The sequence below is a fragment of the Escherichia sp. KTE31 genome, assembly GCF_000407925.1.
Classification (GTDB): domain Bacteria; phylum Pseudomonadota; class Gammaproteobacteria; order Enterobacterales; family Enterobacteriaceae; genus Escherichia; species Escherichia ruysiae.
The window spans coordinates 514,930-541,520 of the sequence record NZ_KE136726.1; the positions used below are offsets into that span (position 1 = coordinate 514,930).

23 protein-coding genes and 1 tRNA gene are annotated in these 26,591 nt (G+C 52.5%); 16 read left to right on the forward strand and 8 right to left on the reverse strand.

All coding sequences use genetic code 11. The features are described 5' to 3' along the window. Window positions 1-120: 120 nt before the first annotated feature. On the forward strand, window positions 121-741 hold the full coding sequence (locus WES_RS03220) for a TIGR04211 family SH3 domain-containing protein (protein WP_001125317.1): 621 nt from the start codon (window positions 121-123) through the stop codon (window positions 739-741). A gap of 63 nt (window positions 742-804) precedes the next feature. Further along, window positions 805-2,043 (forward strand): fused tRNA nucleotidyltransferase/2',3'-cyclic phosphodiesterase/2' nucleotidase/phosphatase Cca, encoded by a 1,239-nt coding sequence (cca, locus tag WES_RS03215; RefSeq protein ID WP_016159755.1) that lies wholly within the window; start codon window positions 805-807, stop codon window positions 2,041-2,043. Between the two features lie 158 nt (window positions 2,044-2,201). Here cca and bacA read toward each other — a convergent pair whose 3' ends face one another. Both bacA and folB read right to left on the reverse strand, forming a co-directional pair. After that, the gene (gene bacA / locus WES_RS03210) at window positions 2,202-3,023 is read right to left on the reverse strand and encodes an undecaprenyl-diphosphate phosphatase (RefSeq protein WP_001305111.1); all 822 of its coding nucleotides are present in this window, start codon (window positions 3,021-3,023) and stop codon (window positions 2,202-2,204) included. 90 nt (window positions 3,024-3,113) lie between these two features. Further along, a complete protein-coding gene (gene folB, locus WES_RS03205) occupies window positions 3,114-3,482 on the reverse strand; it encodes a bifunctional dihydroneopterin aldolase/7,8-dihydroneopterin epimerase (RefSeq protein WP_016159754.1) in 369 nt (122 codons plus the stop codon). Window positions 3,483-3,586: 104 nt separating this feature from the next. On the opposite strand from folB, the gene plsY reads away from it, so the two are divergent. Next, window positions 3,587-4,204, forward strand: coding sequence for a glycerol-3-phosphate 1-O-acyltransferase PlsY (plsY, locus tag WES_RS03200; RefSeq protein ID WP_001272794.1), 618 nt, complete (start codon window positions 3,587-3,589; stop codon window positions 4,202-4,204). Between the two features lie 12 nt (window positions 4,205-4,216). Here the strand turns inward: plsY and ttdR are convergent, their stop codons facing one another. Continuing rightward, a complete protein-coding gene (gene ttdR, locus WES_RS03195; protein WP_016159753.1) occupies window positions 4,217-5,149 on the reverse strand; it encodes an L-tartrate utilization transcriptional activator TtdR in 933 nt (310 codons plus the stop codon). A gap of 206 nt (window positions 5,150-5,355) precedes the next feature. Between ttdR and ttdA the strand changes: the two genes are divergently transcribed. Genes ttdA through ttdT form a run of 3 tightly spaced genes read left to right on the forward strand, consistent with a single transcriptional unit; the run spans window position 5,356 to window position 8,381 of the window. Further along, window positions 5,356-6,267: a L(+)-tartrate dehydratase subunit alpha gene (gene ttdA, locus WES_RS03190; RefSeq protein ID WP_000986723.1), complete on the forward strand. Its 912-nt coding sequence runs from the start codon at window positions 5,356-5,358 to the stop codon at window positions 6,265-6,267. Further along, complete coding sequence (ttdB, locus tag WES_RS03185) at window positions 6,264-6,869, forward strand: L(+)-tartrate dehydratase subunit beta (RefSeq protein WP_000722945.1); 606 nt, start codon at window positions 6,264-6,266, stop codon at window positions 6,867-6,869. Before ttdA ends, ttdB begins: the two co-directional genes overlap by 4 nt. 48 nt (window positions 6,870-6,917) lie before the next feature. Continuing rightward, entirely contained in the window at window positions 6,918-8,381 is a 1,464-nt protein-coding gene (gene ttdT, locus WES_RS03180; RefSeq protein ID WP_000804984.1) for an L-tartrate/succinate antiporter, read from the forward strand. A gap of 42 nt (window positions 8,382-8,423) precedes the next feature. Here the strand turns inward: ttdT and tsaD are convergent, their stop codons facing one another. Beyond that, the gene (tsaD, locus tag WES_RS03175; RefSeq protein ID WP_001264373.1) at window positions 8,424-9,437 is read right to left on the reverse strand and encodes a tRNA (adenosine(37)-N6)-threonylcarbamoyltransferase complex transferase subunit TsaD; all 1,014 of its coding nucleotides are present in this window, start codon (window positions 9,435-9,437) and stop codon (window positions 8,424-8,426) included. A gap of 237 nt (window positions 9,438-9,674) precedes the next feature. Here tsaD and rpsU point away from each other — a divergent pair, with 237 nt between their 5' ends. The 3 genes from rpsU to rpoD all read left to right on the forward strand — a co-directional run bounded on the left by rpsU (window position 9,675) and on the right by rpoD (window position 13,782). Then, entirely contained in the window at window positions 9,675-9,890 is a 216-nt protein-coding gene (gene rpsU / locus WES_RS03170; RefSeq protein WP_001144069.1) for a 30S ribosomal protein S21, read from the forward strand. Window positions 9,891-10,000: 110 nt separating this feature from the next. Beyond that, on the forward strand, window positions 10,001-11,746 hold the full coding sequence (dnaG, locus tag WES_RS03165; RefSeq protein ID WP_016159752.1) for a DNA primase: 1,746 nt from the start codon (window positions 10,001-10,003) through the stop codon (window positions 11,744-11,746). A gap of 194 nt (window positions 11,747-11,940) precedes the next feature. Next, window positions 11,941-13,782, forward strand: a complete 1,842-nt coding sequence (gene rpoD / locus WES_RS03160) for an RNA polymerase sigma factor RpoD (RefSeq protein ID WP_000437367.1) — start codon at window positions 11,941-11,943, stop codon at window positions 13,780-13,782. 76 nt (window positions 13,783-13,858) lie between these two features. Here the strand turns inward: rpoD and mug are convergent, their stop codons facing one another. Continuing rightward, a complete protein-coding gene (mug, locus tag WES_RS03155; RefSeq protein WP_016159751.1) occupies window positions 13,859-14,365 on the reverse strand; it encodes a G/U mismatch-specific DNA glycosylase in 507 nt (168 codons plus the stop codon). A 125-nt stretch (window positions 14,366-14,490) separates the two neighbouring features. Between mug and WES_RS03150 the strand changes: the two genes are divergently transcribed. Then, window positions 14,491-14,566 (forward strand) — tRNA-Ile (locus tag WES_RS03150). 49 nt (window positions 14,567-14,615) lie between these two features. Here the strand turns inward: WES_RS03150 and nfeF are convergent. Next, window positions 14,616-15,380: an NADPH-dependent ferric chelate reductase NfeF gene (gene nfeF, locus WES_RS03145; protein WP_016159750.1), complete on the reverse strand. Its 765-nt coding sequence runs from the start codon at window positions 15,378-15,380 to the stop codon at window positions 14,616-14,618. Window positions 15,381-15,656: 276 nt separating this feature from the next. On the opposite strand from nfeF, the gene nfeR reads away from it, so the two are divergent. Next, a complete protein-coding gene (gene nfeR, locus WES_RS03140; protein WP_000018005.1) occupies window positions 15,657-16,280 on the forward strand; it encodes a DNA-binding transcriptional regulator NfeR in 624 nt (207 codons plus the stop codon). Between the two features lie 117 nt (window positions 16,281-16,397). Here the strand turns inward: nfeR and aer are convergent, their stop codons facing one another. Beyond that, on the reverse strand, window positions 16,398-17,918 hold the full coding sequence (aer, locus tag WES_RS03135) for an aerotaxis sensor receptor Aer (RefSeq protein WP_016159749.1): 1,521 nt from the start codon (window positions 17,916-17,918) through the stop codon (window positions 16,398-16,400). Window positions 17,919-18,336: 418 nt separating this feature from the next. Here aer and ygjG point away from each other — a divergent pair, with 418 nt between their 5' ends. Next, window positions 18,337-19,716 (forward strand): putrescine aminotransferase, encoded by a 1,380-nt coding sequence (gene ygjG / locus WES_RS03130; protein ID WP_032147932.1) that lies wholly within the window; start codon window positions 18,337-18,339, stop codon window positions 19,714-19,716. Between the two features lie 41 nt (window positions 19,717-19,757). Here the strand turns inward: ygjG and WES_RS03125 are convergent, their stop codons facing one another. Then, window positions 19,758-20,090, reverse strand: coding sequence for a tRNA-binding protein (locus tag WES_RS03125; RefSeq protein WP_000450586.1), 333 nt, complete (start codon window positions 20,088-20,090; stop codon window positions 19,758-19,760). A 217-nt stretch (window positions 20,091-20,307) separates the two neighbouring features. On the opposite strand from WES_RS03125, the gene ebgR reads away from it, so the two are divergent. The 4 genes from ebgR (at window position 20,308) to WES_RS03105 (ending at window position 26,509) form a co-directional block, all read left to right on the forward strand. Beyond that, on the forward strand, window positions 20,308-21,291 hold the full coding sequence (ebgR, locus tag WES_RS03120) for a transcriptional regulator EbgR (protein ID WP_000212439.1): 984 nt from the start codon (window positions 20,308-20,310) through the stop codon (window positions 21,289-21,291). 183 nt (window positions 21,292-21,474) lie between these two features. Next, the gene (gene ebgA, locus WES_RS03115; RefSeq protein ID WP_016159747.1) at window positions 21,475-24,567 is read left to right on the forward strand and encodes a beta-galactosidase subunit alpha; all 3,093 of its coding nucleotides are present in this window, start codon (window positions 21,475-21,477) and stop codon (window positions 24,565-24,567) included. After that, window positions 24,564-25,013, forward strand: a complete 450-nt coding sequence (locus WES_RS03110; RefSeq protein ID WP_001219943.1) for a beta-galactosidase subunit beta — start codon at window positions 24,564-24,566, stop codon at window positions 25,011-25,013. Before ebgA ends, WES_RS03110 begins: the two co-directional genes overlap by 4 nt. Window positions 25,014-25,075: 62 nt before the next feature. Then, entirely contained in the window at window positions 25,076-26,509 is a 1,434-nt protein-coding gene (locus WES_RS03105) for an amino acid permease (RefSeq protein ID WP_001285444.1), read from the forward strand. The last annotated feature ends 82 nt before the right edge of the window (window positions 26,510-26,591 follow it).

The window sequence follows — 26,591 nt, forward strand, 5'->3', positions numbered from 1 at the left end:
AAAAGTTTGAGACAGTGGCAAAACCTGACACAGAGGATTCCGATTGATACCGAATGCTTTGCGCAGCAACACTGATGCCACTACTATCGTTCCACTTTCCATGACAATAACGACAGCCTGATGCCAAAATTACGCCTGATCGCACTAACTTTACTCGCGCTTAGCGCCACTGCCGTCTCTCACGCGGAAGAAAAACGCTATGTTTCTGACGAACTGAACACCTGGGTTCGCAGTGGTCCGGGAGATCATTATCGCCTCGTGGGCACCGTGAACGCCGGTGAAGAAGTGACATTATTACAAACTGACGCCAACACCAATTATGCCCAGGTGAAAGACAGCTCCGGCCGTACCGCCTGGATCCCGTTGAAACAACTGAGCACTGAGCCAAGCCTGCGCTCCCGCGTGCCAGATCTGGAAAATCAGGTCAGAACCCTGACCGATAAGCTCACCAATATCGATAACACCTGGAATCAGCGCACCGCAGAAATGCAGCAAAAAGTGGCGCAGAGCGACAGTGTGATCAACGGGTTAAAAGAAGAAAATCAGAAGCTGAAAAACGAACTGATTGTCGCGCAGAAAAAAGTCGATGCCGCCAGCGTTCAGCTGGATGACAAACAGCGCACCATCATCATGCAGTGGTTTATGTATGGCGGCGGTGTGCTGGGACTTGGCTTGCTGCTCGGCCTGGTATTGCCGCACCTGATCCCAACGCGCAAACGTAAAGATCGCTGGATGAACTAAATCGCCTTCTTCGTTGCACTGTCTTATTATTAGGAATTGTGTATTTGACGAAGGGAAGATGGCGTGAAGATTTATCTGGTCGGTGGTGCGGTTCGGGATGCATTGTTAGGGCTACCGGTCAAAGACAGAGATTGGGTGGTGGTCGGCAGTACGCCACAGGAGATGCTCGACGCGGGCTACCAGCAGGTAGGCCGCGATTTTCCTGTTTTTCTGCATCCGCAAACCCATGAAGAGTATGCGCTGGCACGTACCGAACGGAAATCCGGCTCCGGTTATACCGGTTTTACCTGTTATGCCGCGCCGGATGTCACACTGGAAGATGATCTTAAGCGTCGCGATCTGACCATCAATGCACTGGCTCAGGATGATAACGGCAAGATTATCGACCCGTACAACGGCCTGAGCGATCTGCAAAATCGTCTGTTGCGCCATGTTTCCCCCGCGTTTGGCGAAGATCCGCTACGCGTATTGCGCGTAGCGCGTTTTGCTGCGCGTTATGCCCACCTTGGTTTTCGTATTGCCGATGAAACTCTGGCGCTGATGCGTGAGATGACTCATGCAGGCGAACTCGAACACCTGACGCCCGAACGCGTGTGGAAAGAGACTGAAAGCGCCCTCACCACACGCAATCCGCAAGTTTTCTTCCAGGTATTGCGTGATTGCGGCGCACTACGCGTTTTATTCCCGGAGATCGACGCGTTGTTTGGTGTCCCCGCTCCGGCGAAATGGCACCCGGAAATCGACACGGGTATTCACACCTTAATGACGCTCTCCATGGCAGCGATGCTGAGTCCGCAGGTCGATGTCCGTTTCGCAACGTTATGCCACGATCTCGGTAAAGGGCTGACTCCACCAGAACTTTGGCCGCGTCATCACGGTCACGGTCCGGCGGGCGTGAAGTTAGTGGAACAACTATGTCAGCGTCTGCGGGTGCCAAATGAAATTCGCGATTTAGCCAGACAGGTGGCTGAGTTTCACGATCTCATCCACACCTTCCCAATGCTGAACCCAAAAACCATCGTCAAATTGTTTGATTCCATCGATGCCTGGCGTAAACCGCAGCGTGTCGAGCAACTGGCGCTGACCAGCGAGGCCGACGTGCGCGGCAGAACCGGCTTTGAATCGGCTGATTACCCGCAAGGGCGCTGGTTGCGCGAAGCCTGGGAAGTGGCGCAGTCAGTACCGACGAAAGCGGTCGTTGAAGCGGGATTTAAAGGCGTAGAGATTCGCGAAGAGTTGACCCGACGCCGGATTGCGGCGGTAGCCAGCTGGAAGGAACAACGTTGCCCAAAACCTGAGTAAGTGTTGGATATATAACTAAAAGTTAGCGCGAACTGTCCCCTCGCCCCTCTGGGGAGAGGGTTAGGGTGAGGGGAACAGGCCAGTACCAGAGCGAACAATTACCCTCACCCCGGCCCTCTCCCTAAAAGGGCGAGGGAGAAAACCGGGCCTGCTCCGAATCAAAAGAACACTACGTACACCGCAGCCGCCACAATAAAGCGATAAATGGCGAACGGGATAAACGAAATGCGCTTAATCAATTGCAGGAAGGTTTTAATCGCTATCAGCGCCACCACAAAAGCGGTGATAAACCCAACGGCAAACATCGGGATATCGCCGGTTGTCAGGAAGCCCCAGCTTTTGTAGAGATCGAGCGCCGTTGCGCCCATCATCATCGGCACCGCCAGCAGGAACGAGAACTCAGAAGCGGCGTAGCGGCTCACGCCCATCAGCATCCCGCCGGAAATAGTTGCCCCAGAGCGGGAGAAACCCGGCCACAGCGCCAGACACTGGAAACAGCCAATCATAAACGCCTGACGATAGGTCATATCATCCAGACCCGGCGCACGCGGCTCTTTCGGCTTCAGGCATTCGGCGGCAATCAGCAACAGACCGCCGACGACCAGCGCATACATCACATTTATCGGGTTAAACAACGACTTAATCGTATCGTGGAATAAAAGTCCCAACACCACCGCCGGGATCATCCCCAGCAAAATGTGGATCAGCGTTAACCGACCTTTGCTTTCTCCTTCGTGCTGCAACGGACGCCCAAAGTGAATGCCAATCAGGCCAAACAGACGCCGCCAGAACATCACTACCACAGCCAGAATTGATCCTAACTGGATCACGACTTCAAAGGTTTTCGCCGTGTCGCCCTCAAACCCCAACAAATGACCGACAATAATCATATGGCCCGTGCTGGATACCGGCAGAAATTCTGTCAATCCTTCGACCACACCCAATATTGCCGCTATCAGCAGCGAGTGCATATCGCTCATCAATAAACCCCTAAATTATAAAAATGTACCGCTTGTCCGAACTACTGCAGTATGACCAGGTTATAACCGTTTGGTTTAACAGCTGTAAAATTAATTATTTTCTTTCAGATTATTGCCACGCTCAATGATGACGCCAACATTCGCTGCACGCGCCACTGCGCCTAGTTTGCTGAGTTTGATACGCACCCACGGCGAGTTAAAGCGTGCTAACAGCAGTTCCGCCACCTCTTCCGCCACGCGTTCCACCAGCGCAAAACGCGCGCCCTCGACGTGGCTGACCACCGTTTCTGCAATGTCAGCGTAGCTGAGACAATCCGCCACATCATCGCTTTTCGCCGCTTTACGGTTATCCCACGCCATTTCGATATCGAACACTAACTTCTGTTCGATGGTCTGTTCCCAGTCGTAAACACCAATAGTGGTGATTACCGAAAGTTGCTCTATAAATACAATATCCATCACGTCCTGCCTGCTTTTTGGCTAACCGGATACCACTTCCGGCGAAATGTGCGTATTATCCACAGATTCATCGTTGAACACGAATTTTCAAAACGGAACAGCTTATGAGTGCAATCGCGCCTGGAATGATCCTCATCGCGTACCTCTGCGGCTCCATTTCCAGTGCCATTCTGGTTTGCCGCTTGTGTGGGCTGCCCGATCCGCGAACCAGCGGCTCCGGCAATCCCGGCGCAACCAATGTGTTACGTATCGGTGGCAAGGGAGCAGCCGTAGCAGTGCTGATTTTCGACGTTCTGAAAGGAATGTTGCCCGTCTGGGGCGCATATGAATTAGGCGTCAGCCCCTTCTGGCTAGGGCTGATTGCGATTGCCGCCTGTCTTGGGCATATCTGGCCGGTTTTCTTCGGTTTTAAAGGTGGAAAAGGCGTTGCCACCGCTTTTGGTGCAATCGCCCCGATAGGCTGGGATTTAACGGGCGTGATGGCGGGAACCTGGCTGTTAACCATTTTGCTCAGCGGTTATTCGTCGCTGGGAGCGATTGTCAGCGCACTGATTGCCCCGTTTTATGTCTGGTGGTTTAAGCCACAATTTACCTTCCCGGTTTCTATGCTCTCTTGCCTCATCCTGCTGCGTCATCATGACAACATCCAGCGTCTGTGGCGTCGCCAGGAGACAAAAATCTGGACGAAATTTAAAAGAAAGCGAGAAAAAGATCCGCAGTGATTTCTGTCAGGTTTATAAAACCTGATAGCCTTCATCGGGCTTGCCCAGTCGTTGCTGGCACCATGCCGCCAGAAACTCTACGCAGACGCGCAACTTCATACTGCGATAGAGTGGCTCCCGATAGACAGCCCAGATATTGGCGCTTTGTGCATATTCCGGCAATACTCGCACCAGTTTGCCACTCTCCAGAAACGGCAGCACATCCCATTCGGAACGCAGCATAATCCCTTTCCCTTCCAGCGCCCATTGCAGCACTATCTCACCGCTGTTGGAGGAAAGGTGCCCGCTGACTTTCACCGATTTTTTCTCCTGACCGTTCCCCAACTCCCATATTCCGTGGGTCATATCGCGCTCTTTAGTCACCAGGCAGTCATGACGACTTAATTCCTGTAAGGATTGTGGTTGGGGATATTTTTGCAGATACTCAGGTGCTGCGCATAATATTCTTTTATTTTTCGTCAAAAGATGCGCGATATAATAATCAGGGATTTCATCATTAATACGAATATCCAGATCAATATTATCCTGCACTAAATCAATTTGCCGATCAAACAATTCAAAATGCACCTGTAATTCAGGGTAACTGCGCATCAGTTCAGTAATTGCTGGCGCAATATGGCTGCGACCAAAACCAAAACTACAACCAATACGAATCATCCCCTCCGGGCGCGTTTTGATTTGCGTGACGTCATCGACCAGTCGCTGATATTGGGTGAGGATTTCCAGCGCATGTTCGTAACAACGTTGGCCACTTTCAGTCAGCGCCACGCCGCGAGCGGAGCGGTTAAGCAGCGTCGTTGCCAGCGTGTTTTCAAGGATTTGGATTCGTTTGGTGACAAATGCGGGCGTCTGCCCAAGCGTCGCCGCTGCGGCACTAAAACTGCCGCTATGGACGATTTCCACCAGTACCTGCAAGTCTTTGGCTAAAGGCCAGCTATTCAGCATCGTTAATTATCCGCAATTTTGACTGGCTCAGTGTATTTCGCAAAACATTGCCATTCCCTGCTCTGGCGCAATATTCATTCTTATTTTCGTGTTGATTCACGAACTGTTAATTACATATTCACGGCGGTAAGAAATATAAAACCCTATTTTTAGTGTTAGTTTGTGGCGGTAAATTTTTCCAGACAAATAGAAAAACTGGAGTTGCCATGATGAGCGAATGTAATAAACAACAGGCAGTGAATAAGTTGACGGATATTGTCGCTAACTTTACCGCCATGATTTCTACCCGGATGCCCGATGACGTGGTGGATAAACTAAAACAGCTTCGGGACGCCGAAACGTCGTCGATGGGGAAAATTATCTACCACACGATGTTCGATAACATGCAAAAAGCGATCGACCTGAATCGCCCGGCCTGTCAGGACACCGGCGAAATCATGTTTTTTGTTAAAGTCGGTTCTCGTTTCCCGCTGCTTGGCGAGCTGCAAAGCATTCTTAAGCAAGCCGTGGAAGAGGCGACCGTCAAAGCGCCACTGCGCCACAACGCGGTGGAAATTTTTGACGAAGTGAACACCGGCAAAAATACCGGTAGCGGCGTACCGTGGGTTACCTGGGATATCGTCCCCGACGGTGACGACGCGGAAATCGAAGTTTACATGGCTGGCGGCGGCTGCACGCTACCTGGCCGCTCGAAAGTGTTAATGCCATCGGAAGGCTACGAAGGCGTGGTGAAATTCGTCTTCGAAAATATCTCCACCCTCGCCGTAAATGCCTGTCCACCGGTGCTGGTAGGTGTAGGCATCGCCACCTCGGTGGAAACCGCCGCTGTGCTCTCGCGTAAAGCCATTTTGCGCCCAATTGGCAGCCGCCATCCCAATCCAAAAGCGGCAGAGCTGGAACTACGCCTGGAAGAAGGACTCAACCGTCTGGGGATTGGTCCACAGGGGCTGACTGGCAACAGTTCAGTGATGGGCGTGCATATCGAATCTGCCGCTCGCCATCCGTCAACCATCGGCGTTGCTGTTTCTACAGGCTGCTGGGCGCATCGTCGCGGCACACTGCTGGTTCATGCCGATCTCTCCTTTGAAAATCTGTCTCACACCCGGAGCGCGTTATGAAAAAGATCCTGACAACCCCGATCAAAGCTGAAGATCTGCAAGATATTCACGTTGGCGATGTGATCTACCTGACCGGTACGCTGGTGACCTGCCGTGACGTTTGTCACCGCCGCTTGATCGAACTGAAACGTCCGATCCCTTACGATCTCAACGGCAAAGCGATTTTCCACGCAGGCCCCATCGTGCGCAAAAACGGCGACAAATGGGAGATGGTCTCCGTCGGCCCGACAACCAGTATGCGTATGGAAAGTTTTGAACGTGAATTCATTGAACAGACCGGCGTGAAACTGGTGGTCGGCAAAGGCGGAATGGGGCCGCTGACCGAAGAAGGTTGCCAGAAATTCAAGGCGCTGCATGTAATTTTTCCGGCAGGCTGCGCGGTACTGGCGGCGACCCAGGTGGAAGAGATTGAAGAGGTGCACTGGACAGAACTCGGAATGCCGGAGTCGCTGTGGGTCTGCCGGGTTAAAGAGTTTGGGCCGCTGATTGTCTCTATTGATACCCACGGAAACAACCTGATAGCCGAAAACAAAAAGCTGTTCGCCGAACGCCGCGATCCCATCGTGGAAGAGATTTGCGAGCACGTCCACTACATCAAATAACCCTCCCGGAGAGGCTCACCCCCTCTCCTTTTTCGCAGGCATAACACGATGAAACCTTCCACTGAATGGTGGCGATATCTCGCACCGCTGGCGGTCATCGCCATTATTGCTCTACTTCCGGTTCCCGCAGGGCTGGAGAGTCATACCTGGCTCTACTTTGCGGTTTTTACCGGCGTGATCGTTGGGCTGATCCTCGAACCCGTGCCGGGTGCCGTGGTGGCGATGGTGGGTATCTCCATCATCGCCATTCTCTCGCCCTGGCTGCTGTTTAGCCCCGAGCAGCTCGCCCAGCCAGGCTTTAAATTCACCGCAAAATCCCTCTCCTGGGCGGTTTCCGGTTTTTCTAATTCGGTTATCTGGCTGATTTTCGCCGCCTTTATGTTTGGCACTGGCTATGAAAAAACCGGTCTTGGACGCCGTATCGCGCTGATTCTGGTAAAAAAGATGGGGCATCGCACACTGTTTCTCGGCTATGCGGTAATGTTCTCCGAGTTGATTCTGGCACCTGTAACACCTTCCAACTCAGCGCGCGGTGCGGGGATTATCTATCCCATCATCCGTAACCTGCCGCCGCTCTATCAATCACAGCCGAACGACAGCAGTTCGCGCAGCATTGGCTCATACATCATGTGGATGGGGATTGTTGCCGACTGCGTGACCAGCGCCATTTTCCTGACGGCGATGGCGCCTAACCTGCTGTTAATTGGACTGATGAAAAGCGCATCTCACGCCACGCTGAGTTGGGGCGACTGGTTCCTCGGTATGTTGCCGCTCAGTATCTTACTGGTTCTGCTGGTTCCCTGGCTGGCTTATGTGCTGTATCCACCGGTGCTGAAGTCTGGCGATCAGGTGCCGCGCTGGGCAGAGACGGAACTGCAAGCGATGGGGCCACTCTGTTCGCGTGAAAAACGGATGCTGGCGCTGATGGTGGGCGCGCTGGTGCTGTGGATTTTCGGCGGTGATTATATCGATGCTGCGATGGTCGGTTACAGCGTGGTGGCACTGATGCTGCTTCTGCGCATTATCAGCTGGGACGATATTGTCAGTAATAAAGCGGCGTGGAACGTTTTCTTCTGGCTGGCCTCGCTAATCACCCTCGCCACCGGACTCAACAACACCGGTTTTATTAGCTGGTTTGGCAAACTGTTAGCTGGCAGCTTAAGTGGTTATTCGCCGACGATGGTGATGGTGGCGTTGATTGTGGTGTTTTATCTGCTGCGCTACTTCTTTGCCAGCGCCACGGCGTATACCTCCGCCCTCGCGCCGATGATGATTGCCGCCGCGCTGGCGATGCCGGAAATCCCGCTGCCGGTGTTCTGCCTGATGGTTGGCGCGGCAATTGGTCTGGGGAGCATTCTTACGCCATACGCCACCGGGCCCAGTCCGATTTACTACGGTAGTGGTTATCTGCCAACAGTGGATTACTGGCGACTGGGGGCGATTTTTGGGCTGATATTCCTCGTGTTGCTGGTGATTACCGGCTTACTGTGGATGCCCGTGGTTTTGCTTTAAGTGGGGACGGTGCCGGAAATTGCTCTCCGGCACCCGAGAGTTTTACGCAGCCGGTAACTCTGCCAGCGGCCAACGCGGACGCACGCTAACGCCGAGATCCGCCGTCGCGCCTGCTTTAAACCGCACCATTCCGGCATAGGCGATCATCGCACCGTTATCGGTACAAAATTCCGGACGCGCGTAGAACACTTCGCCGCGACGCTTTTTCATCATTTCCGCAAGTTTCGCCCGCAGCGTGCGGTTAGCACTCACGCCACCTGCCATTACCAGCCGCTTGAATCCGGTCTGATCCAGCGCACGCTTGCATTTAATCATCAGCGTATCGACCACCGCATCTTCAAAGGCGCGGGCAATATCGGCACGCGTCTGGTCGTCGGTGCCATTGTCACGAATCGTGTTCGCGGCGAAGGTTTTCAGGCCGGAGAAGCTGAAATCCAGCCCCGGACGGTCGGTCATCGGACGCGGGAAGACAAAGCGCCCGGCTGTACCCTGCGCCGCCATTTTCGACAGCAGCGGCCCGCCAGGATAATCCAGCCCTAACAGCTTCGCGGTTTTATCAAACGCTTCACCAGCGGCATCATCAATGGACTCGCCGAGCAGCTCATACTGACCAATGCCGGTAACGCTGATTAACTGCGTATGACCGCCGGAAACCAGCAATGCGACAAACGGAAATTCCGGCGGGTTATCTTCCAGCATCGGTGCTAACAGATGCCCTTCCATATGGTGCACCGGAATCGCCGGAACGTTCCAGGCAAACGCCAGAGAACGTCCCACGGTCGCACCAACCAGCAGCGCGCCGACTAATCCTGGGCCTGCGGTATAGGCCACGGCATCAATATCTTTTGCCGTCAAACTAGACTCTTTCAGCGCCGCCTGGATCAGCGGTACGGTTTTACGCACGTGATCGCGGGAGGCCAGTTCAGGCACCACGCCGCCATAGTCAGCGTGTAATTTCACCTGACTATACAATTGGTTGGCTAACAAACCTTTTTCATCGTCGTAAATGGCGATGCCGGTTTCATCGCAGGAAGTTTCAATACCCAGTACACGCATGACTTGTTTTACCTCGCTTTATTACCGCGCAGTGTAGGACCAATGCGGGTTGATGTAAAACTTTGTTCGCCCCTGGAGAAAGCCTCGTGTATACTCCTCACCCTTATAAAAGTCCCTTTCAAAAGAGGTCGCGGTGCTTTACAAAGCAGCAGCAATTGCAGTAAAATTCCGCACCATTTTGAAATAAGCTGGCGTTGATGCCAGCGGCAAACCGAATTAATCAAAGGTGAGAGGCACATGCCGGTAATTAAAGTACGTGAAAACGAGCCGTTCGACGTAGCTCTGCGTCGCTTCAAGCGTTCCTGCGAAAAAGCAGGTGTTCTGGCGGAAGTTCGTCGTCGTGAGTTCTATGAAAAACCGACTACCGAACGTAAGCGCGCTAAAGCTTCTGCAGTGAAACGTCACGCGAAGAAACTGGCTCGCGAAAACGCACGCCGCACTCGTCTGTACTAATTCCCTGAGAGCGTTGCTCTCCGATCAGACCGAGTTGTAGTTGTAAGGCCGTGCTTCCGAAAGGAATGCGCGGCTTATTTTCGTTTATGAATTGCTAAAAATCGGGGCCTATGGCTGGACGAATCCCACGCGTATTCATTAATGATCTGCTGGCGCGCACTGACATCGTCGATCTGATCGATGCCCGTGTGAAGCTGAAAAAGCAGGGCAAGAATTTTCACGCGTGTTGTCCCTTCCACAACGAGAAAACCCCGTCATTCACCGTTAACGGTGAGAAACAGTTTTACCACTGCTTTGGATGTGGCGCGCACGGCAACGCGATCGACTTCCTGATGAACTACGACAAGCTCGAGTTCGTCGAAACGGTCGAAGAGCTGGCGGCAATGCACAATCTTGAAGTGCCATTTGAAGCAGGCAGCGGCCCCAGCCAGATAGAGCGCCATCAACGGCAAACGCTTTATCAGTTGATGGACGGTCTGAATACGTTTTACCAACAATCTTTACAACAACCTGTTGCCACATCTGCGCGCCAGTATCTGGAAAAACGCGGATTAAGCCACGAGGTCATCGCCCGCTTTGCGATTGGTTTTGCGCCCCCCGGCTGGGACAACGTCCTGAAACGGTTTGGCGGCAATCCAGAAAATCGTCAGTCATTGATTGATGCGGGCATGTTGGTCACCAACGATCAGGGTCGCAGTTACGATCGTTTCCGCGAGCGGGTGATGTTCCCTATTCGCGATAAACGCGGTCGGGTGATTGGTTTTGGCGGGCGCGTGCTGGGCAACGATACCCCCAAATACCTGAACTCACCGGAAACCGATATTTTCCATAAAGGCCGCCAGCTTTACGGTCTTTATGAAGCGCAGCAGGATAACGCTGAACCCCAGCGTCTGTTGGTGGTCGAAGGCTATATGGACGTGGTGGCGCTGGCGCAATACGGTATTAATTACGCCGTTGCATCGCTGGGTACGTCAACCACTGCCGATCACATTCAGTTGTTGTTCCGTGCGACCAACAATGTCATTTGCTGTTATGACGGCGACCGTGCAGGTCGCGATGCCGCCTGGCGGGCGCTGGAAACTGCGCTGCCTTATATGACAGACGGCCGTCAGTTACGCTTTATGTTTTTACCGGATGGCGAAGACCCAGACACACTGGTGCGCAAAGAGGGTAAAGAGGTGTTTGAAGCGCGAATGGAGCAGGCAATGCCGCTCTCCGCGTTTCTGTTTAACAGCCTGATGCCGCAGGTTGATCTGAGTACTCCTGACGGGCGCGCACGTTTAAGTACGCTGGCGCTGCCGCTGATTTCTCAGGTGCCAGGAGAAACGCTGCGCATCTATCTTCGTCAGGAATTAGGCAACAAGTTAGGCATCCTTGATGACAGCCAGCTTGAACGATTAATGCCGAAAGCAGCAGAGAACGGCGTTTCTCGTCCTGTTCCGCAGCTAAAACGCACGACCATGCGTATACTTATAGGGTTGCTGGTGCAAAATCCAGAATTAGCGACGTTAGTCCCGCCGCTTGAGAATCTGGATGAAAATAAGCTACCCGGACTTGGCTTATTCAGAGAACTGGTCAACACTTGTCTCTCTCAGCCAGGTCTGACCACCGGGCAACTTTTAGAGCACTATCGTGGTACAAATAATGCTGCCACCCTTGAAAAACTGTCGATGTGGGACGATATAGCAGATAGGAATATTGCTGAGCAAACCTTCACCGACTCACTCAACCATATGTTTGATTCGTTGCTTGAACTGCGCCAGGAAGAGTTAATTGCTCGCGAGCGCACGCATGGTTTAAGCAATGAAGAACGCCTGGAACTCTGGACATTAAACCAGGAACTGGCGAAAAAGTGATTTAACGGCTTAAGTGCCGAATAGCGATCGGGAAGCCCCCGACAGCCGCACTGAGAGGCAGCGGCAATGATATAAGTACGCCCTCGTAATTATCGTTGGCGGTAAACAACCGTTGGATTTCAGTATTAACGTCTGAATGATATCCGGTCAATCGCCCAACACCAACCTCATGAAATAAGTGTGGATACCGTCTTATGGAGCAAAACCCGCAGTCACAGCTGAAACTTCTTGTCACCCGTGGTAAGGAGCAAGGCTATCTGACCTATGCCGAGGTCAATGACCATCTGCCGGAAGATATCGTCGATTCCGATCAGATCGAAGACATCATCCAAATGATCAATGACATGGGCATTCAGGTGATGGAAGAAGCGCCGGATGCCGATGACCTGATGCTGGCTGAAAACACAGCAGACGAAGATGCTGCCGAAGCCGCCGCGCAGGTGCTTTCCAGCGTGGAATCTGAAATCGGGCGTACGACTGACCCGGTACGCATGTACATGCGTGAAATGGGCACCGTTGAACTGTTGACCCGCGAAGGCGAAATTGACATCGCTAAACGCATCGAAGACGGGATCAACCAGGTTCAATGCTCCGTTGCTGAATATCCGGAAGCGATCACCTATCTGCTGGAACAGTACGATCGTGTTGAAGCAGAAGAAGCGCGTCTGTCCGATCTGATCACTGGCTTTGTTGACCCGAACGCAGAAGAAGATCTGGCGCCAACCGCCACTCACGTCGGTTCAGAGCTTTCTCAAGAAGATCTGGACGATGACGAAGATGAAGACGAAGAAGATGCCGACGACGACAGTGCCGACGATGACAACAGCATCGACCCGGAACTGGCTCGTGAAAAATTTGCTGAACTGCGCGCTCAGTACGTTGTAACGCGTGACACCATCAAAGCGAAAGGCCGCAGCCACGCTGCTGCTCAGGAAGAGATCCTGAAACTGTCTGAAGTATTCAAACAGTTCCGCCTGGTGCCGAAGCAGTTTGACTACCTGGTCAACAGTATGCGCGTCATGATGGATCGCGTTCGTACACAAGAACGTCTGATCATGAAGCTCTGCGTTGAGCAGTGCAAAATGCCGAAGAAAAACTTCATCACCCTGTTTACCGGCAACGAAACCAGCGATACCTGGTTCAACGCGGCAATTGCGATGAACAAGCCGTGGTCGGAAAAACTGCACGATGTCTCTGAAGAAGTGCATCGCGCCCTGCAGAAACTGCAGCAGATTGAAGAAGAAACCGGCCTGACCATTGAGCAGGTTAAAGACATTAACCGTCGCATGTCCATCGGTGAAGCGAAAGCCCGCCGTGCGAAGAAAGAGATGGTTGAAGCGAACTTACGTCTGGTTATTTCTATCGCTAAGAAATACACCAACCGTGGCTTGCAGTTCCTCGATCTGATTCAGGAAGGCAACATCGGTCTGATGAAAGCGGTTGATAAATTCGAATACCGTCGTGGTTACAAGTTCTCCACCTACGCAACCTGGTGGATCCGTCAGGCGATCACCCGCTCTATCGCGGATCAGGCGCGCACCATCCGTATTCCGGTGCATATGATTGAGACCATCAACAAGCTCAACCGTATTTCTCGCCAGATGCTGCAAGAAATGGGTCGTGAACCGACGCCGGAAGAACTGGCTGAACGTATGCTGATGCCGGAAGACAAAATCCGCAAAGTGCTGAAGATCGCCAAAGAGCCAATCTCCATGGAAACGCCGATCGGTGATGATGAAGATTCGCATCTGGGAGATTTCATCGAGGATACCACCCTCGAACTGCCGCTGGATTCTGCGACCACTGAAAGCCTGCGTGCGGCAACGCACGACGTGCTTGCTGGCCTGACCGCGCGTGAAGCGAAAGTTCTGCGTATGCGTTTCGGTATCGACATGAACACCGACCACACGCTGGAAGAAGTAGGTAAACAGTTCGACGTTACCCGTGAACGTATCCGTCAGATCGAAGCGAAGGCGCTGCGTAAACTGCGTCACCCGAGCCGTTCTGAAGTGCTGCGTAGCTTCCTGGACGATTAATCGGTAGGCCGGATAGGCGTTACGCCGCACCCGGCACTAGTCCCTCTGCACAAACGCCACCTTTTCGGTGGCGTTTTTATCGCCCACGCACCACCAGCGCCTGATCCAGTTCCCGATACGCCTCAACCAGTTTCTCCAGTGAAACGCGACTTAAACCGCTGGGATTCGGCAACACCCAAATCTGCGTCGAACCAATAGTGAGCGTTTGTTTTCCCCACTGCGCCCCACGCTGGCTGAATCCTTGCTCAAACGCCTGTTTCCCCAGAATCGCCAACGCTTGTGGTTGGTAATCTTCAATTTTTTCAATCAGCTTACGCCCGCCTGCGTGCAGCTCCTGCTTTGAAACTTCATTGGCTTGCACCGTTGGACGATCTACCAGTTTGGTAACGCCGCAACGATAATCCAGCAGATGCTGCGCTTCCTGCGGCTTCAACTGACGGTCGGTAAATCCGGCCTGATAAATCACCTTCCAGAAGCGATTTGCCGGATGGGCAAACGGAAAGCCAGACTCTGCGGAAGAAAGACCCGGATTGATGCCACAAAACACCACACGCAATCCTGGCGCAAGAATATCGTCAACCATATTAACTCCTGAACAACACAACTCGCAGGAAGTATAACGAATTGAAAACACATTGTTTATAAAAACAGCAGCCGCGCGCTAATGGCTGGATTGCAGCACGGAGTTACTTTATAATCCGCTACCATGGCCCCTTAGCTCAGTGGTTAGAGCAGGCGACTCATAATCGCTTGGTCGCTGGTTCAAGTCCAGCAGGGGCCACCAGATACAGCAAAGGCTGACGAGAAATCGTCAGCCTTTTTTCATATATCAATTACTTTGCGTGCCAGTAAGCCGCTGCGCGTACCCGCTGTGGGTCATATTGTTCCGCTTCAAAGCGGCGGCTTAAATTCTTAACCACCTTGCCTTCGCCGGTTATCCAGATGAAATAATCATCGGCAGGAATTTCCAGCTGCGCCAGACGCGCGTCCACCGCCTGCTCATCATGCGCCAGCCACTCGATGTTAAAACCGTCAAGGTGCGCGAGATAATCCTGACAGGCGTTATCCCGCACGCTGACCAGCGCGGTAACTTGCGGTTTAACGGCAAGTTTGCTCAACGTTTCCAGGCGGCGGCGCAGTGCGGGCATTCCGGATTCATCACAGACATACACCTGATACGCGTAATCCTCCGGCACCACCAGTGAACCACGCGGTCCGGCTACTGTGAGTTTATCGCCCGGTTGCGCCTGCATCGCCCAGCCGCTGGCGACACCACCGTCATGAATAAAGAAATCGATCGCCAGTTCATGGCGCTGCTCATCATACAGTGGCGTATAGTCGCGCGACGGTGGACGTGGCCCTTCCGGCCAGACGATCCCCTCTTCAGTTACCGTTGGCGGCACAAAGTGAGCGTCAGGTTGAGGAAAGAAGAGTTTGCTGTGATCGTCAAAGCCGCGCGACGTAAAACCGTCTAGCGCCTCGCCGCCGAGGACAAGACGCTGAAAACCGGCGCTGATGTGCTCAACGCGTAACACGGTCAGTTCACGGAAGCGCAGATCATTGCGAACGCGCTGTGGGTAGCGGGGAGAGTTATTCATTGTTATCGCCTTCGTGATGGTAATCAGATATATCTAAATAAAATTCGCAAATGATAATGATTGTTAATCATGATAAATGCAAGCAATTTGTAGTACTGATATATCTGAAGTATGTGAAGTCATTCAGCACCGTAGCAAGGCTGCCGGATGCGGCGTGAACGCCTTATCCGGCCTACATGTTGAGTACATTTGCGTTTAAAAATCATTTTTGTACTTGCAGCAACTCACATATCAGATATAAATTAGATATATCTAATTAAGCAAAAGGAGGCTGATATGAGCCATCATCACGAAGGGTGTTGTAAACATGAAGGCCAGCCACGCCATGAAGGCTGCTGCAAAGGTGAGAAGTCAGAACACGAGCACTGCGGGCACGGTCACCAGCATGAACACGGTCAATGCTGCGGTGGTCGCCACGGTCGCGGCGGCGGTCGTCGGCAGCGTTTCTTTGGTCACGGTGAATTGCGACTGGTAATTCTGGATATTCTCTCGCGCGATGACAGCCACGGTTATGAGTTGATTAAAGCGATTGAGAATCTGACCCAGGGGAATTACACCCCAAGCCCTGGCGTCATCTACCCGACGCTGGATTTTCTCCAGGAGCAGTCGCTAATTACCATTCGCGAAGAGGAAGGCGGCAAGAAGCAGATTGCGCTGACCGAACAGGGCGCACAGTGGCTGGAAGAAAACCGCGAACAAGTAGAGATGATTGAGGAACGCATCAAAGCGCGTTGTGTTGGTGCGGCGCTGCGCCAGAACCCGCAAATGAAGCGGGCGCTGGATAATTTTAAAGCGGTGCTGGACTTACGCGTCAACCAGAGCGATATCACCGACGCGCAGATAAAAAAGATCATTGCGGTGATCGACCGCGCCGCTTTTGATATTACGCAACTGGATTAATCACCAACTGCCGGATGCGGTGTAAACACCTTATCCGCCTACCCACCCGTAGGCCTGATAAGATGCGCCAGCATCGCATCAGGCATTGTGTACCAACCGCCGAATGCGGCACACCGATTAATGCAGCACCGTCACCGCGTCTTCCAGTCGGCTGGCGCGGTGTTTCACCATTGCCGACACCTGCGCACTCTCTTCCACCAGTTCGGCATTTTTCTGGGTGATCAGGTTAAGCTCATCTACCGCACGGGTCAGGCAGGAAAGCCCATCGGCCTGTTCCAGCGTTGAATGGCTGATCTGGGCGATCAACTGCGTGACGTTTTTTACCTGCACCACAATATCGTCCATCGTCCGTCCGGCGGCGTGTACCTGTTGCGAACCGGATTGCACCTTATCAGCACTGGCATCAATCAGCTTGCGAATATCGTTGGCAGCATTGGCGCTGCGGCTGGCTAAATGACGCACCTCACCCGCAACAACCGCGAAACCTTTGCCTTGTTCTCCGGCGCGTGCCGCTTCCACCGCTGCATTCAGAGCGAGGATATTGGTCTGAAACGCAATATCGTTAATCAGCGAAGTAATGGTGCCAATGCGCTGGGTACTATCAGCAATATCATCCATCGTCTTGATCACCGTGGTCATCGCTTCCCCGCCCTGCACCGCCGCATTACTGGCGGTAATAGAAAGTTTATCGGCAGCCGACGCCGTGGCAGAGTTCTGTTTTACCGACGCTGCCATCTGGTTCATGGTCGCCACCGTTTGCTGAACGTTATCTACCGTCTGCTGAGTATGCTCATTCAGTTCATCTGTGCCTTTCGCCAGCGTCTCGCTGCCGTTTCTGACGCTGGACACCTGGCTTGAGACATCATTAATCAACCAGCGGCACATCAGGCCAAGCTGCCCTACCGCGCGTAATGTCAGCCCCAGCTCATCGCTGCGATTCAAATGCTCAACACTATTACGTTCTCCGGTCGCCACCTTCAGTGCCTGACGGGCAACATTTTCTATCGGGCGCACTATCTGCCATTCAAAACAGACAGTTGCCAGCAACATCACTAACGCGCAGAGGAAATACGTCACCACCGGGGCAGCAACAAACCAAAGCATGGCCGCCAGCACGATAAACATCAGCGCCATCACTCCACGCGCCCGCCAGCGAAGCGGCAATGAAGGCAGTTTTCCCAGCCAGCCTTTACGCACCACCAGACCTTTATGAATACGCTTATTTGTGCGTCCGGCATTCAGCGCCTTGTACAGCGGCTCTACCGCTGCGATCTCGTCATCCGTCGCCCGCGTGCGAATCGACATATACCCACTAATTTTGCCCTCGCGCACCATCGGCACCACATTCGCTCGCACCCAGTAATGATCGCCATTTTTGTGCCGATTTTTCACAATACCACTCCAGGGTTCTCCCTGTTTCAGGGTGTACCACATATCCGCAAAGGCCGCTTTTGGCATATCCGGATGGCGCACCATGTTATGCGGCTGCCCCTGTAGCTCTTGCAAGGTATAGCCGCTAACCTGCACAAAAGTGTCATTAGCATGTGTGATATAGCTTTGTAGATTGGTAGTAGACATCAGAGTGGTATCGTCAGCCAGCGGGATATTTTGCTGGGTGACATACGGATGAGAAGACATAATCGCGTCCTGTGCAGGTTATATTGTTGTTAACTTCTTGTCAGAAGTTATGTCGGCTCCGGTGCGGTTATCTTTAGTGGTTTAATTTGATTTAGATCGCAATTTTCGATTAAAGCACAAAACCTAATTCCTTGATTTAAAATACTTTCATTTGGGTACTATCCCGGCACGTTTATTATATTGCTCAACAATCAGGCAATTATTGCCCTGGCATGGTGCATTTACTCCTTGATAACAGGAGGTGCGCCCGATAAAAATCGTGCAAAATAACAACAATGGTTAACAATTGGAATTAAATGTTGCGTAAATGATAACGTAATTTGTGTTTATCCCGATTTTCGCGATCGCAGCCGGAGTGGCGCAATCCCTGCAATACTTAAATCGGTATCATGTGATACGCGAGCCTCCGGAGCATATTTTGAACAGGTTACCTTCGAGCGCATCGGCTTTAGCGTGCAGCGCCCACGCCCTGAATCTCATAGAGAAGCGAACGCTGGATCATGAGGAGATGAAAGCACTTAACCGGGAGGTGATTGAATACTTCAAAGAGCATGTCAATCCGGGGTTTTTAGAGTATCGCAAATCTGTTACCGCCGGCGGGGATTACGGAGCCGTAGAGTGGCAAGCGGGAGGTTTAAATACGCTTGTCGACACCCAGGGACAGGAGTTTATCGACTGCCTGGGAGGTTTTGGAATTTTCAACGTGGGGCACCGTAATCCAGTTGTGGTTTCCGCCGTACAGAATCAACTTGCGAAACAACCGCTGCACAGCCAGGAGCTGCTCGACCCATTACGGGCGATGCTGGCGAAAACCCTTGCTGCGCTAACGCCCGGTAAACTGAAATACAGCTTCTTCTGTAATAGCGGCACCGAGTCCGTTGAAGCGGCGCTGAAACTGGCGAAGGCTTATCAGTCACCGCGCGGCAAGTTTACTTTTATCGCCACCAGCGGCGCGTTCCACGGTAAATCGCTTGGCGCGCTGTCAGCCACGGCGAAATCGACCTTCCGCAAACCGTTTATGCCGCTGCTGCCGGGCTTCCGTCATGTACCGTTTGGCAATATCGAAGCCATACGCACGGCCCTTAGCGAGTGCAAAAAAACCGGTGATGATGTGGCTGCGGTGATCCTTGAGCCGATTCAGGGCGAAGGTGGCGTCATTCTGCCGCCGCCGGGCTATCTCACCGCCGTGCGTAAGCTGTGCGATGAGTTCGGCGCACTGATGATCCTCGATGAAGTGCAAACAGGCATGGGGCGTACGGGCAAGATGTTCGCCTGCGAGCATGAGAACGTTCAGCCGGACATCCTGTGTCTGGCGAAAGCCCTCGGCGGCGGCGTGATGCCAATTGGCGCAACTATTGCTACCGAAGAGGTGTTCTCAGTCCTGTTCGACAACCCGTTCCTGCATACCACCACCTTTGGCGGCAACCCGCTGGCCTGTGCGGCGGCGCTGGCGACCATCAATGTGTTGCTGGAACAAAACTTACCGGCTCAGGCTGAACAAAAAGGCGATATGTTGCTGGACGGTTTCCGTCAACTGGCGCGGGAATATCCCGATCTGGTACAGGAAGCGCGTGGTAAAGGGATGTTGATGGCGATTGAGTTTGTTGATAACGAAATCGGCTACAACTTTGCCAGCGAGATGTTCCGCCAGCGCGTGCTGGTTGCCGGCACGCTCAACAACGCCAAAACGATCCGCATTGAACCGCCACTGACGCTGACCATTGAACAGTGTGAACTGGTGATCAAAGCGGCGCGTAAGGCGCTGGCGGCCATGCGAGTAAGTGTCGAAGAAGCGTAATATCAAATCGGATGGCGATGCAACGTCGCCATCCGATCTCTTTATACGATTCGCACGCCCGCAGGCATCATCCGTTCCGGCGTTAACAGTACGCTTTCACTGCCGTCATCGGTTTCCGCACACAACAGCATGCATTCCGAGGTTTCACCGCGCATTTTCGCTTTTTGCAGATTGCACAAGACCACCACCGTTTTCCCCATCAGCTCTTCTTCGCTGTAGTACGGCACCAGGCTGGTCACGGTTTGCAGCGTTTTTTCCCCCACATCAACCTGTACGATGTACAGCTTGTCGGCGTTTTCATGGCGTTTCACATCCACAATTTTCCCGACGCGCATTTCCAGACGTGCAAAATCAGCGTAAGCCACGGTTTCCATTGTTCCCTCCTTCAAGTAAAATTTTACTAAACTATAGCAAAGGTTTTTCTCAATCCTGTAGGCTAAAAATGGAGAATGCAGGCGTGATCACATTCGTGAGCCGCTGTGTTACCGTTACAGCGTCAAAGAAACGCGCTTTATTTACTGAAAACAGGTGACCCGATAAGCACTTCCTCTACAATGGAGACGCACATCAGGGAAAGTAAAAAAGGTAAACATGGCAACACTAAAAGACATCGCAATCGAAGCTGGCGTATCCCTGGCGACAGTATCCAGGGTCTTAAATGACGATCCGACGTTGAATGTGAAAGAAGAGACGAAACATCGCATTCTTGAGATCGCCGAAAAGCTGGAGTACAAGACCAGTAGCGCCCGAAAACTACAGACAGGCGCAGTCAACCAACACCATATTCTGGCTATCTACAGCTACCAACAGGAGCTGGAGATCAACGATCCTTACTATCTGGCGATCCGCCACGGCATTGAAACCCAGTGCGAAAAGCTGGCGATCGAACTGACCAACTGTTATGAACACAACGGCTTGCCGGACATTAAAAACGTCACCGGCATTTTGATTGTCGGCAAACCCACGCCTGCCCTGCGCGCCGCCGCCAGCGCATTGACCGACAATATCTGTTTTATCGACTTTCACGAACCCGGCAGCGGTTACGATGCGGTGGATATCGATCTGGCACGCATCAGTAAGGAAATCATCGACTTCTACATCGATCAGGGCGTTAATCGTATTGGTTTTATTGGCGGCGAAGATGAGCCTGGCAAGGCGGATATTCGTGAGGTCGCCTTTGCGGAATATGGCCGACTGAAGCAAGTGGTACGCGAAGAGGACATCTGGCGCGGCGGTTTTTCCAGTTCGTCGGGCTATGAACTGGCAAAGCAAATGCTGGCGCGGGAAGACTACCCGAAGGCGTTGTTTGTCGCTTCTGATTCCATTGCTATCGGCGTACTGCGGGCAATTCATGAACGCGGCCTGAACATCCCGCAGGATATTTCGCTTATCAGCGTCAACGACATCCCCACCGCGCGATTTACCTTTCCGCCGCTCTCAACCGTGCGCATCCATTCCGAAATGATGGGAAGCCAGGGCGTTAACCTGTTGTATGAAAAGGCTCGCGATGGTCGCGCGCTGCCGCTGTTAGTGTTCGTTCCCAGCAAATTAAAACTGCGCGGCACCACCCGCTAAATCCCCTTACACACTGTCCGGCAATCGTTTTTGCCGGACAGTGCTGCCGTTTATTTTCGTGATCCAGTTAAAGTAAATGCATTTACCTGCTACTTTTTAGTAAAAATTTTACTAAACTCCCCAGCAATTACACAAACTACCATCACCACGAATGGTTCCGATTTCTCTCTACCGGGAGGCCCTATGAATCGCTGGGAAAACATTCAGCTCACCCACGAAAACCGACTTGCGCCGCGTGCGTACTTTTTTTCATATGATTCTGTTACGCAGGCGCGTACCTTTGCCCGCGAAACCAGCAGCCTGTTTCTGCCCTTAAGCGGTCAGTGGAATTTCCATTTTTTTGACCATCCGTTGCAAGTGCCAGAAGCCTTCACTTCCGAGTTAATGACTGACTGGGGGCACATCACCGTCCCCGCCATGTGGCAAATGGAAGGCCACGGCAAACTGCAATATACCGACGAAGGTTTTCCGTTCCCCATCGATGTGCCATTTGTCCCCAGCAATAACCCAACCGGTGCCTATCAACGTATTTTCGCCCTCAGCGACGGATGGCAGGGCAAGCAGACACTGATTAAATTTGACGGCGTCGAAACCTATTTTGAAGTTTACGTTAACGGTCAGTATGTGGGTTTCAGCAAGGGCAGTCGCCTGACCGCAGAGTTTGACATCAGTGCGATGGTTAAAACCGGCGACAACCTGTTATGTGTGCGCGTGATGCAGTGGGCGGATTCCACCTACGTGGAAGACCAGGATATGTGGTGGTCGGCAGGGATCTTCCGCGATGTTTATCTGATCGGTAAACAACCGACGCATATTAACGATTTCACCGTGCGCACCGACTTTGACGAAGCCTATTGCGATGCCACTCTCTCCTGCGAAGTGGTGCTGGAAAATCTCGCCGCCTCCCCTGTCGTAACGACGCTGGAATATACCCTGTTTGATGGCGAACGCGTGGTGCACAGCAGCGCCATTCCTCATCTGGCAATTGAAAAAATAACCAGCGCCAGCTTTGCTTTTACTGTCGAACAGCCGCAGCAATGGTCGGCAGAATCTCCTTATCTTTACCATCTGGTCATGACGCTGAAAGACGCCGACGGCAACGTTCTGGAAGTGGTGCCACAACGCGTCGGCTTCCGTGATATCAAAGTGCGCGACGGTCTGTTCTGGATCAATAACCGTTATGTGATGCTGCACGGCGTCAATCGTCACGACAACGATCATCGCAAAGGCCGCGCCGTTGGGATGGATCGCGTCGAGAAAGATCTTCAGTTGATGAAACAGCACAACATCAACTCCGTGCGTACCGCTCACTACCCGAACGATCCGCGTTTCTACGAACTGTGTGATATCTACGGCCTGTTTGTGATGGCGGAAACCGACGTCGAATCGCACGGCTTTGCTAACGTCGGCGATATCAGCCGCATAACCGACGATCCGCAGTGGGAAAAGGTCTACGTCGAGCGCATCATTCGCCATATTCACGCGCAGAAAAACCATCCGTCGATCATCATCTGGTCGCTGGGCAACGAATCCGGCTATGGCTGTAACATCCGCGCGATGTACCACGCGGCGAAGGCGCTCGATGACACGCGTCTGGTGCATTACGAAGAAGATCGCGATGCTGAAGTGGTCGATATTATTTCCACCATGTACACCCGCGTACCGCTGATGAATGAGTTTGGTGAATACCCGCATCCGAAGCCGCGCATCATCTGCGAATACGCTCATGCGATGGGGAATGGACCTGGCGGGCTGACGGAATATCAGAACGTCTTCTATAAGCACGATTGCATTCAGGGACATTATGTCTGGGAATGGTGCGACCACGGGATCCAGGCGCAGGATGACAACGGCAACGTCTGGTATAAATTCGGCGGCGATTACGGCGACTATCCCAACAACTATAACTTCTGTCTTGATGGTTTGATCTATTCCGATCAAACGCCGGGACCAGGTCTGAAAGAGTACAAACAGGTTATTGCGCCGGTAAAAATCCACGCGCTGGATCTGACTCGCGGCGAGCTGAAAGTAGAAAATAAACTGTGGTTTACCACGCTTGATGACTACACCCTGCACGTAGAGGTGCGCGCCGAAGGTGAAACGCTCGCGACGCAGCAGATTAAACTGCGCGACGTTGCACCAAACAGCGAAGCGCCATTGCACATTACGCTGCCGCAACTGGACGCCCGCGAAACGTTCCTCAACATTACAGTGACCAAGGATTCCCGTACCCGCTACAGCGAAGCCGGACATCCTATCGCCACTTATCAGTTCCCGCTGAAGGAAAACACCGCACAGCCGGTGCCTTTCGCGCCGAATAATGCTCGTCCGCTGACGCTGGAAGACGATCGTTTGAGTTGCACCGTTCGCGGCTACAACTTCGCGATCACCTTCTCAAAAATGAGTGGCAAACCGACATCCTGGCAGGTGAATGGCGAGTCGCTGCTGACCCGCGAGCCAAAGATCAACTTCTTCAAACCGATGATCGACAACCACAAGCAGGAGTACGAAGGGCTGTGGCAGCCGAATCATTTGCAGATCATGCAGGAACATCTGCGCGACTTTGCCGTTGAGCAAAGTGATGGCGAAGTGTTGATCATCAGCCGCACAGTTATTGCCCCGCCAGTGTTTGACTTCGGGATGCGCTGCACCTACATCTGGCGCATCGCTGCCGATGGACAGGTTAACGTGGCGCTTTCCGGCGAGCGTTACGGCGACTATCCGCACATCATTCCATGCATCGGTTTCACCATAGGGATTAACGGCGAATACGACCAGGTGGCGTATTACGGACGCGGGCCGGGCGAAAACTACGCCGACAGCCAGCAGGCTAACATCATCGATATCTGGCGCAGCAACGTCGATGCCATGTTCGAGAACTATCCCTTCCCGCAGAACAACGGCAACCGTCAGCATGTCCGCTGGACGGCACTGACTAACCGCCACGGCAACGGTCTGCTGGTGGTTCCGCAGCGCCCAATTAACTTCAGCGCCTGGCACTACACCCAGGAGAACATCCACGCCGCGCAACACTGCAACGAACTTCAGCGCAGTGATGACATCACCCTGAATCTTGACCACCAACTGCTTGGCCTCGGCTCCAACTCCTGGGGCAGCGAGGTGCTGGACTCCTGGCGCGTCTGGTTCCGTGACTTCAGCTACGGCTTTACGTTGCTGCCGGTTTCTGGCGGAGAAGCCACCGCGCAAAGCCTGGCGTCGTATGAGTTCGGCGCAGGATTCTTTTCCACGAATTTGCACAGCGAGAATAAGCAATGAGGATCATCGATAACTTAGAACAGTTCCGCCAGATTTACGCCTCTGGCAAGAAGTGGCAACGCTGCGTTGAAGCGATTGAAAATATCGACAACATTCAGCCTGGCGTCGCCCACTCCATCGGTGACTCATTGACCTACCGTGTGGAAAATGACTCCGCGACCGATGCGTTATTTACCGGGCATCGTCGTTATTTTGAAGTGCATTACTACCTGCAAGGGCAGCAAAAGATTGAATATGCGCCGAAAGAGACATTACAGGTAGTGGAATATTATCGCGATGAAACTGACCGTGAATATTTAAAAGGCTGCGGAGAAACCGTCGAGGTTCACGAAGGGCAAATCGTTATTTGCGATATCCATGAAGCATATCGTTTTATCTGCAATAACGCGGTCAAAAAAGTCGTTCTCAAAGTCACCATCGAAGATGGTTATTTCCATAACAAATAACAACTACGGCGGCAAAAGGAGTTTGCCGCCACCGCTACCCTACTCATTTTCGGAGATGTGTTATGTCTGATACCAAACGTAATACAATCGGCAAATTCGGCTTGCTCTCGCTGACTTTTGCCGCCGTTTACAGCTTTAACAACGTTATCAATAATAATATTGAGCTTGGACTGGCCTCGGCGCCGATGTTTTTCCTCGCAACGATTTTTTATTTTATCCCCTTCTGTCTGATCATCGCAGAATTTGTCTCGTTAAACAAAAACTCGGAAGCCGGTGTCTACGCGTGGGTAAAAAGCTCGCTGGGCGGACGTTGGGCATTTATTACTGCCTATACCTACTGGTTCGTAAACCTGTTCTTTTTCACCTCGCTGTTGCCGCGCGTTATTGCTTACGCTTCATATGCCTTCCTCGGCTACGAATATATTATGACGCCGGTTGCTACCACCATTATCAGTATGGTGCTGTTCGCCTTCTCCACCTGGGTTTCTACCAACGGGGCGAAAATGCTGGGGCCAATCACCTCCGTGACCTCAACGCTAATGCTGCTGTTAACGCTCTCCTACATTTTACTGGCAGGTACGGCGCTGGTTGGTGGCGTACAGCCTGCCGATCCGATCACCGTTGACGCGATGATCCCGAACTTCAACTGGGCGTTCCTCGGCGTTACCACCTGGATCTTTATGGCCGCAGGCGGCGCGGAGTCCGTCGCGGTGTACGTTAACGACGTCAAAGGCGGTTCGAAATCGTTCGTTAAAGTGATCATCCTCGCCGGGATTTTCATTGGTGTACTGTACTCCGTCTCCTCGGTGCTGATTAACGTCTTCGTCAGCAGCAAAGAGTTGAAGTTTACCGGCGGATCGGTACAGGTATTCCACGGCATGGCGGCGTATTTTGGTCTGCCGGAAGCGTTAATGAATCGCTTTGTTGGCCTTGTTTCCTTTACTGCGATGTTCGGTTCCCTGCTGATGTGGACCGCAACGCCGGTGAAAATTTTCTTCTCCGAAATCCCGGAAGGCATCTTTGGTAAGAAAACCGTTGAACTGAACGAAAACGGCGTTCCGGCGCGCGCAGCGTGGATCCAGTTCCTGATCGTCATCCCGCTGATGATTATCCCGATGCTCGGCTCCAATACCGTGCAGGATCTGATGAATACCATTATTAATATGACTGCCGCTGCGTCCATGCTTCCGCCGTTATTCATCATGCTGGCGTATCTGAATTTACGCGCCAAATTAGATCACCTGCCACGCGATTTCCGTATGGGTTCCCGCCGCACCGGTATTATCGTTGTTTCAATGCTGATTGCGATATTTGCCGTAGGATTTGTCGCTTCGACATTCCCGACTGGTGCGAATATTCTGACCATCATTTTTTATAACGTCGGCGGTATTGTTATCTTCCTCGGCTTTGCGTGGTGGAAATACAGTAAATATATAAAGGGACTCACGGCTGAAGAGCGCCATATTGAAGCGACGCCAGCCAACAATGTTGATTAAGCAGACTAATAAAAAATGAGCAGGCATTTTCTCTCTTCCTGGATGGGGAGAGGGAAAATAGTTTCTGCCTTAATATTTTTAT

Excerpts from the sequence above, each read along its gene's own strand:
- dnaG (WP_016159752.1), top strand. The coding sequence starts at position 10,001 with ATGGCTGGACGAATCCCACGCGTATTCATTAATGATCTGCTGGCGCGC.
- ttdA (WP_000986723.1), top strand. The coding sequence starts at position 5,356 with ATGATGAGCGAATGTAATAAACAACAGGCAGTGAATAAGTTGACGGAT.
- WES_RS03125 (WP_000450586.1), bottom strand. The coding sequence starts at position 20,090 with ATGGAAACCGTGGCTTACGCTGATTTTGCACGTCTGGAAATGCGCGTC.
- bacA (WP_001305111.1), bottom strand. The coding sequence starts at position 3,023 with ATGAGCGATATGCACTCGCTGCTGATAGCGGCAATATTGGGTGTGGTC.
- ttdB (WP_000722945.1), top strand. The coding sequence starts at position 6,264 with ATGAAAAAGATCCTGACAACCCCGATCAAAGCTGAAGATCTGCAAGAT.
- rpsU (WP_001144069.1), top strand. The coding sequence starts at position 9,675 with ATGCCGGTAATTAAAGTACGTGAAAACGAGCCGTTCGACGTAGCTCTG.
- mug (WP_016159751.1), bottom strand. The coding sequence starts at position 14,365 with ATGGTTGACGATATTCTTGCGCCAGGATTGCGTGTGGTGTTTTGTGGC.
- WES_RS03110 (WP_001219943.1), top strand. The coding sequence starts at position 24,564 with ATGAGGATCATCGATAACTTAGAACAGTTCCGCCAGATTTACGCCTCT.
- ebgA (WP_016159747.1), top strand. The coding sequence starts at position 21,475 with ATGAATCGCTGGGAAAACATTCAGCTCACCCACGAAAACCGACTTGCG.
- ttdT (WP_000804984.1), top strand. The coding sequence starts at position 6,918 with ATGAAACCTTCCACTGAATGGTGGCGATATCTCGCACCGCTGGCGGTC.
- WES_RS03105 (WP_001285444.1), top strand. The coding sequence starts at position 25,076 with ATGTCTGATACCAAACGTAATACAATCGGCAAATTCGGCTTGCTCTCG.
- ttdR (WP_016159753.1), bottom strand. The coding sequence starts at position 5,149 with ATGCTGAATAGCTGGCCTTTAGCCAAAGACTTGCAGGTACTGGTGGAA.
- nfeR (WP_000018005.1), top strand. The coding sequence starts at position 15,657 with ATGAGCCATCATCACGAAGGGTGTTGTAAACATGAAGGCCAGCCACGC.
- nfeF (WP_016159750.1), bottom strand. The coding sequence starts at position 15,380 with ATGAATAACTCTCCCCGCTACCCACAGCGCGTTCGCAATGATCTGCGC.
- rpoD (WP_000437367.1), top strand. The coding sequence starts at position 11,941 with ATGGAGCAAAACCCGCAGTCACAGCTGAAACTTCTTGTCACCCGTGGT.
- plsY (WP_001272794.1), top strand. The coding sequence starts at position 3,587 with ATGAGTGCAATCGCGCCTGGAATGATCCTCATCGCGTACCTCTGCGGC.
- tsaD (WP_001264373.1), bottom strand. The coding sequence starts at position 9,437 with ATGCGTGTACTGGGTATTGAAACTTCCTGCGATGAAACCGGCATCGCC.
- ebgR (WP_000212439.1), top strand. The coding sequence starts at position 20,308 with ATGGCAACACTAAAAGACATCGCAATCGAAGCTGGCGTATCCCTGGCG.
- WES_RS03220 (WP_001125317.1), top strand. The coding sequence starts at position 121 with ATGCCAAAATTACGCCTGATCGCACTAACTTTACTCGCGCTTAGCGCC.
- folB (WP_016159754.1), bottom strand. The coding sequence starts at position 3,482 with ATGGATATTGTATTTATAGAGCAACTTTCGGTAATCACCACTATTGGT.
- aer (WP_016159749.1), bottom strand. The coding sequence starts at position 17,918 with ATGTCTTCTCATCCGTATGTCACCCAGCAAAATATCCCGCTGGCTGAC.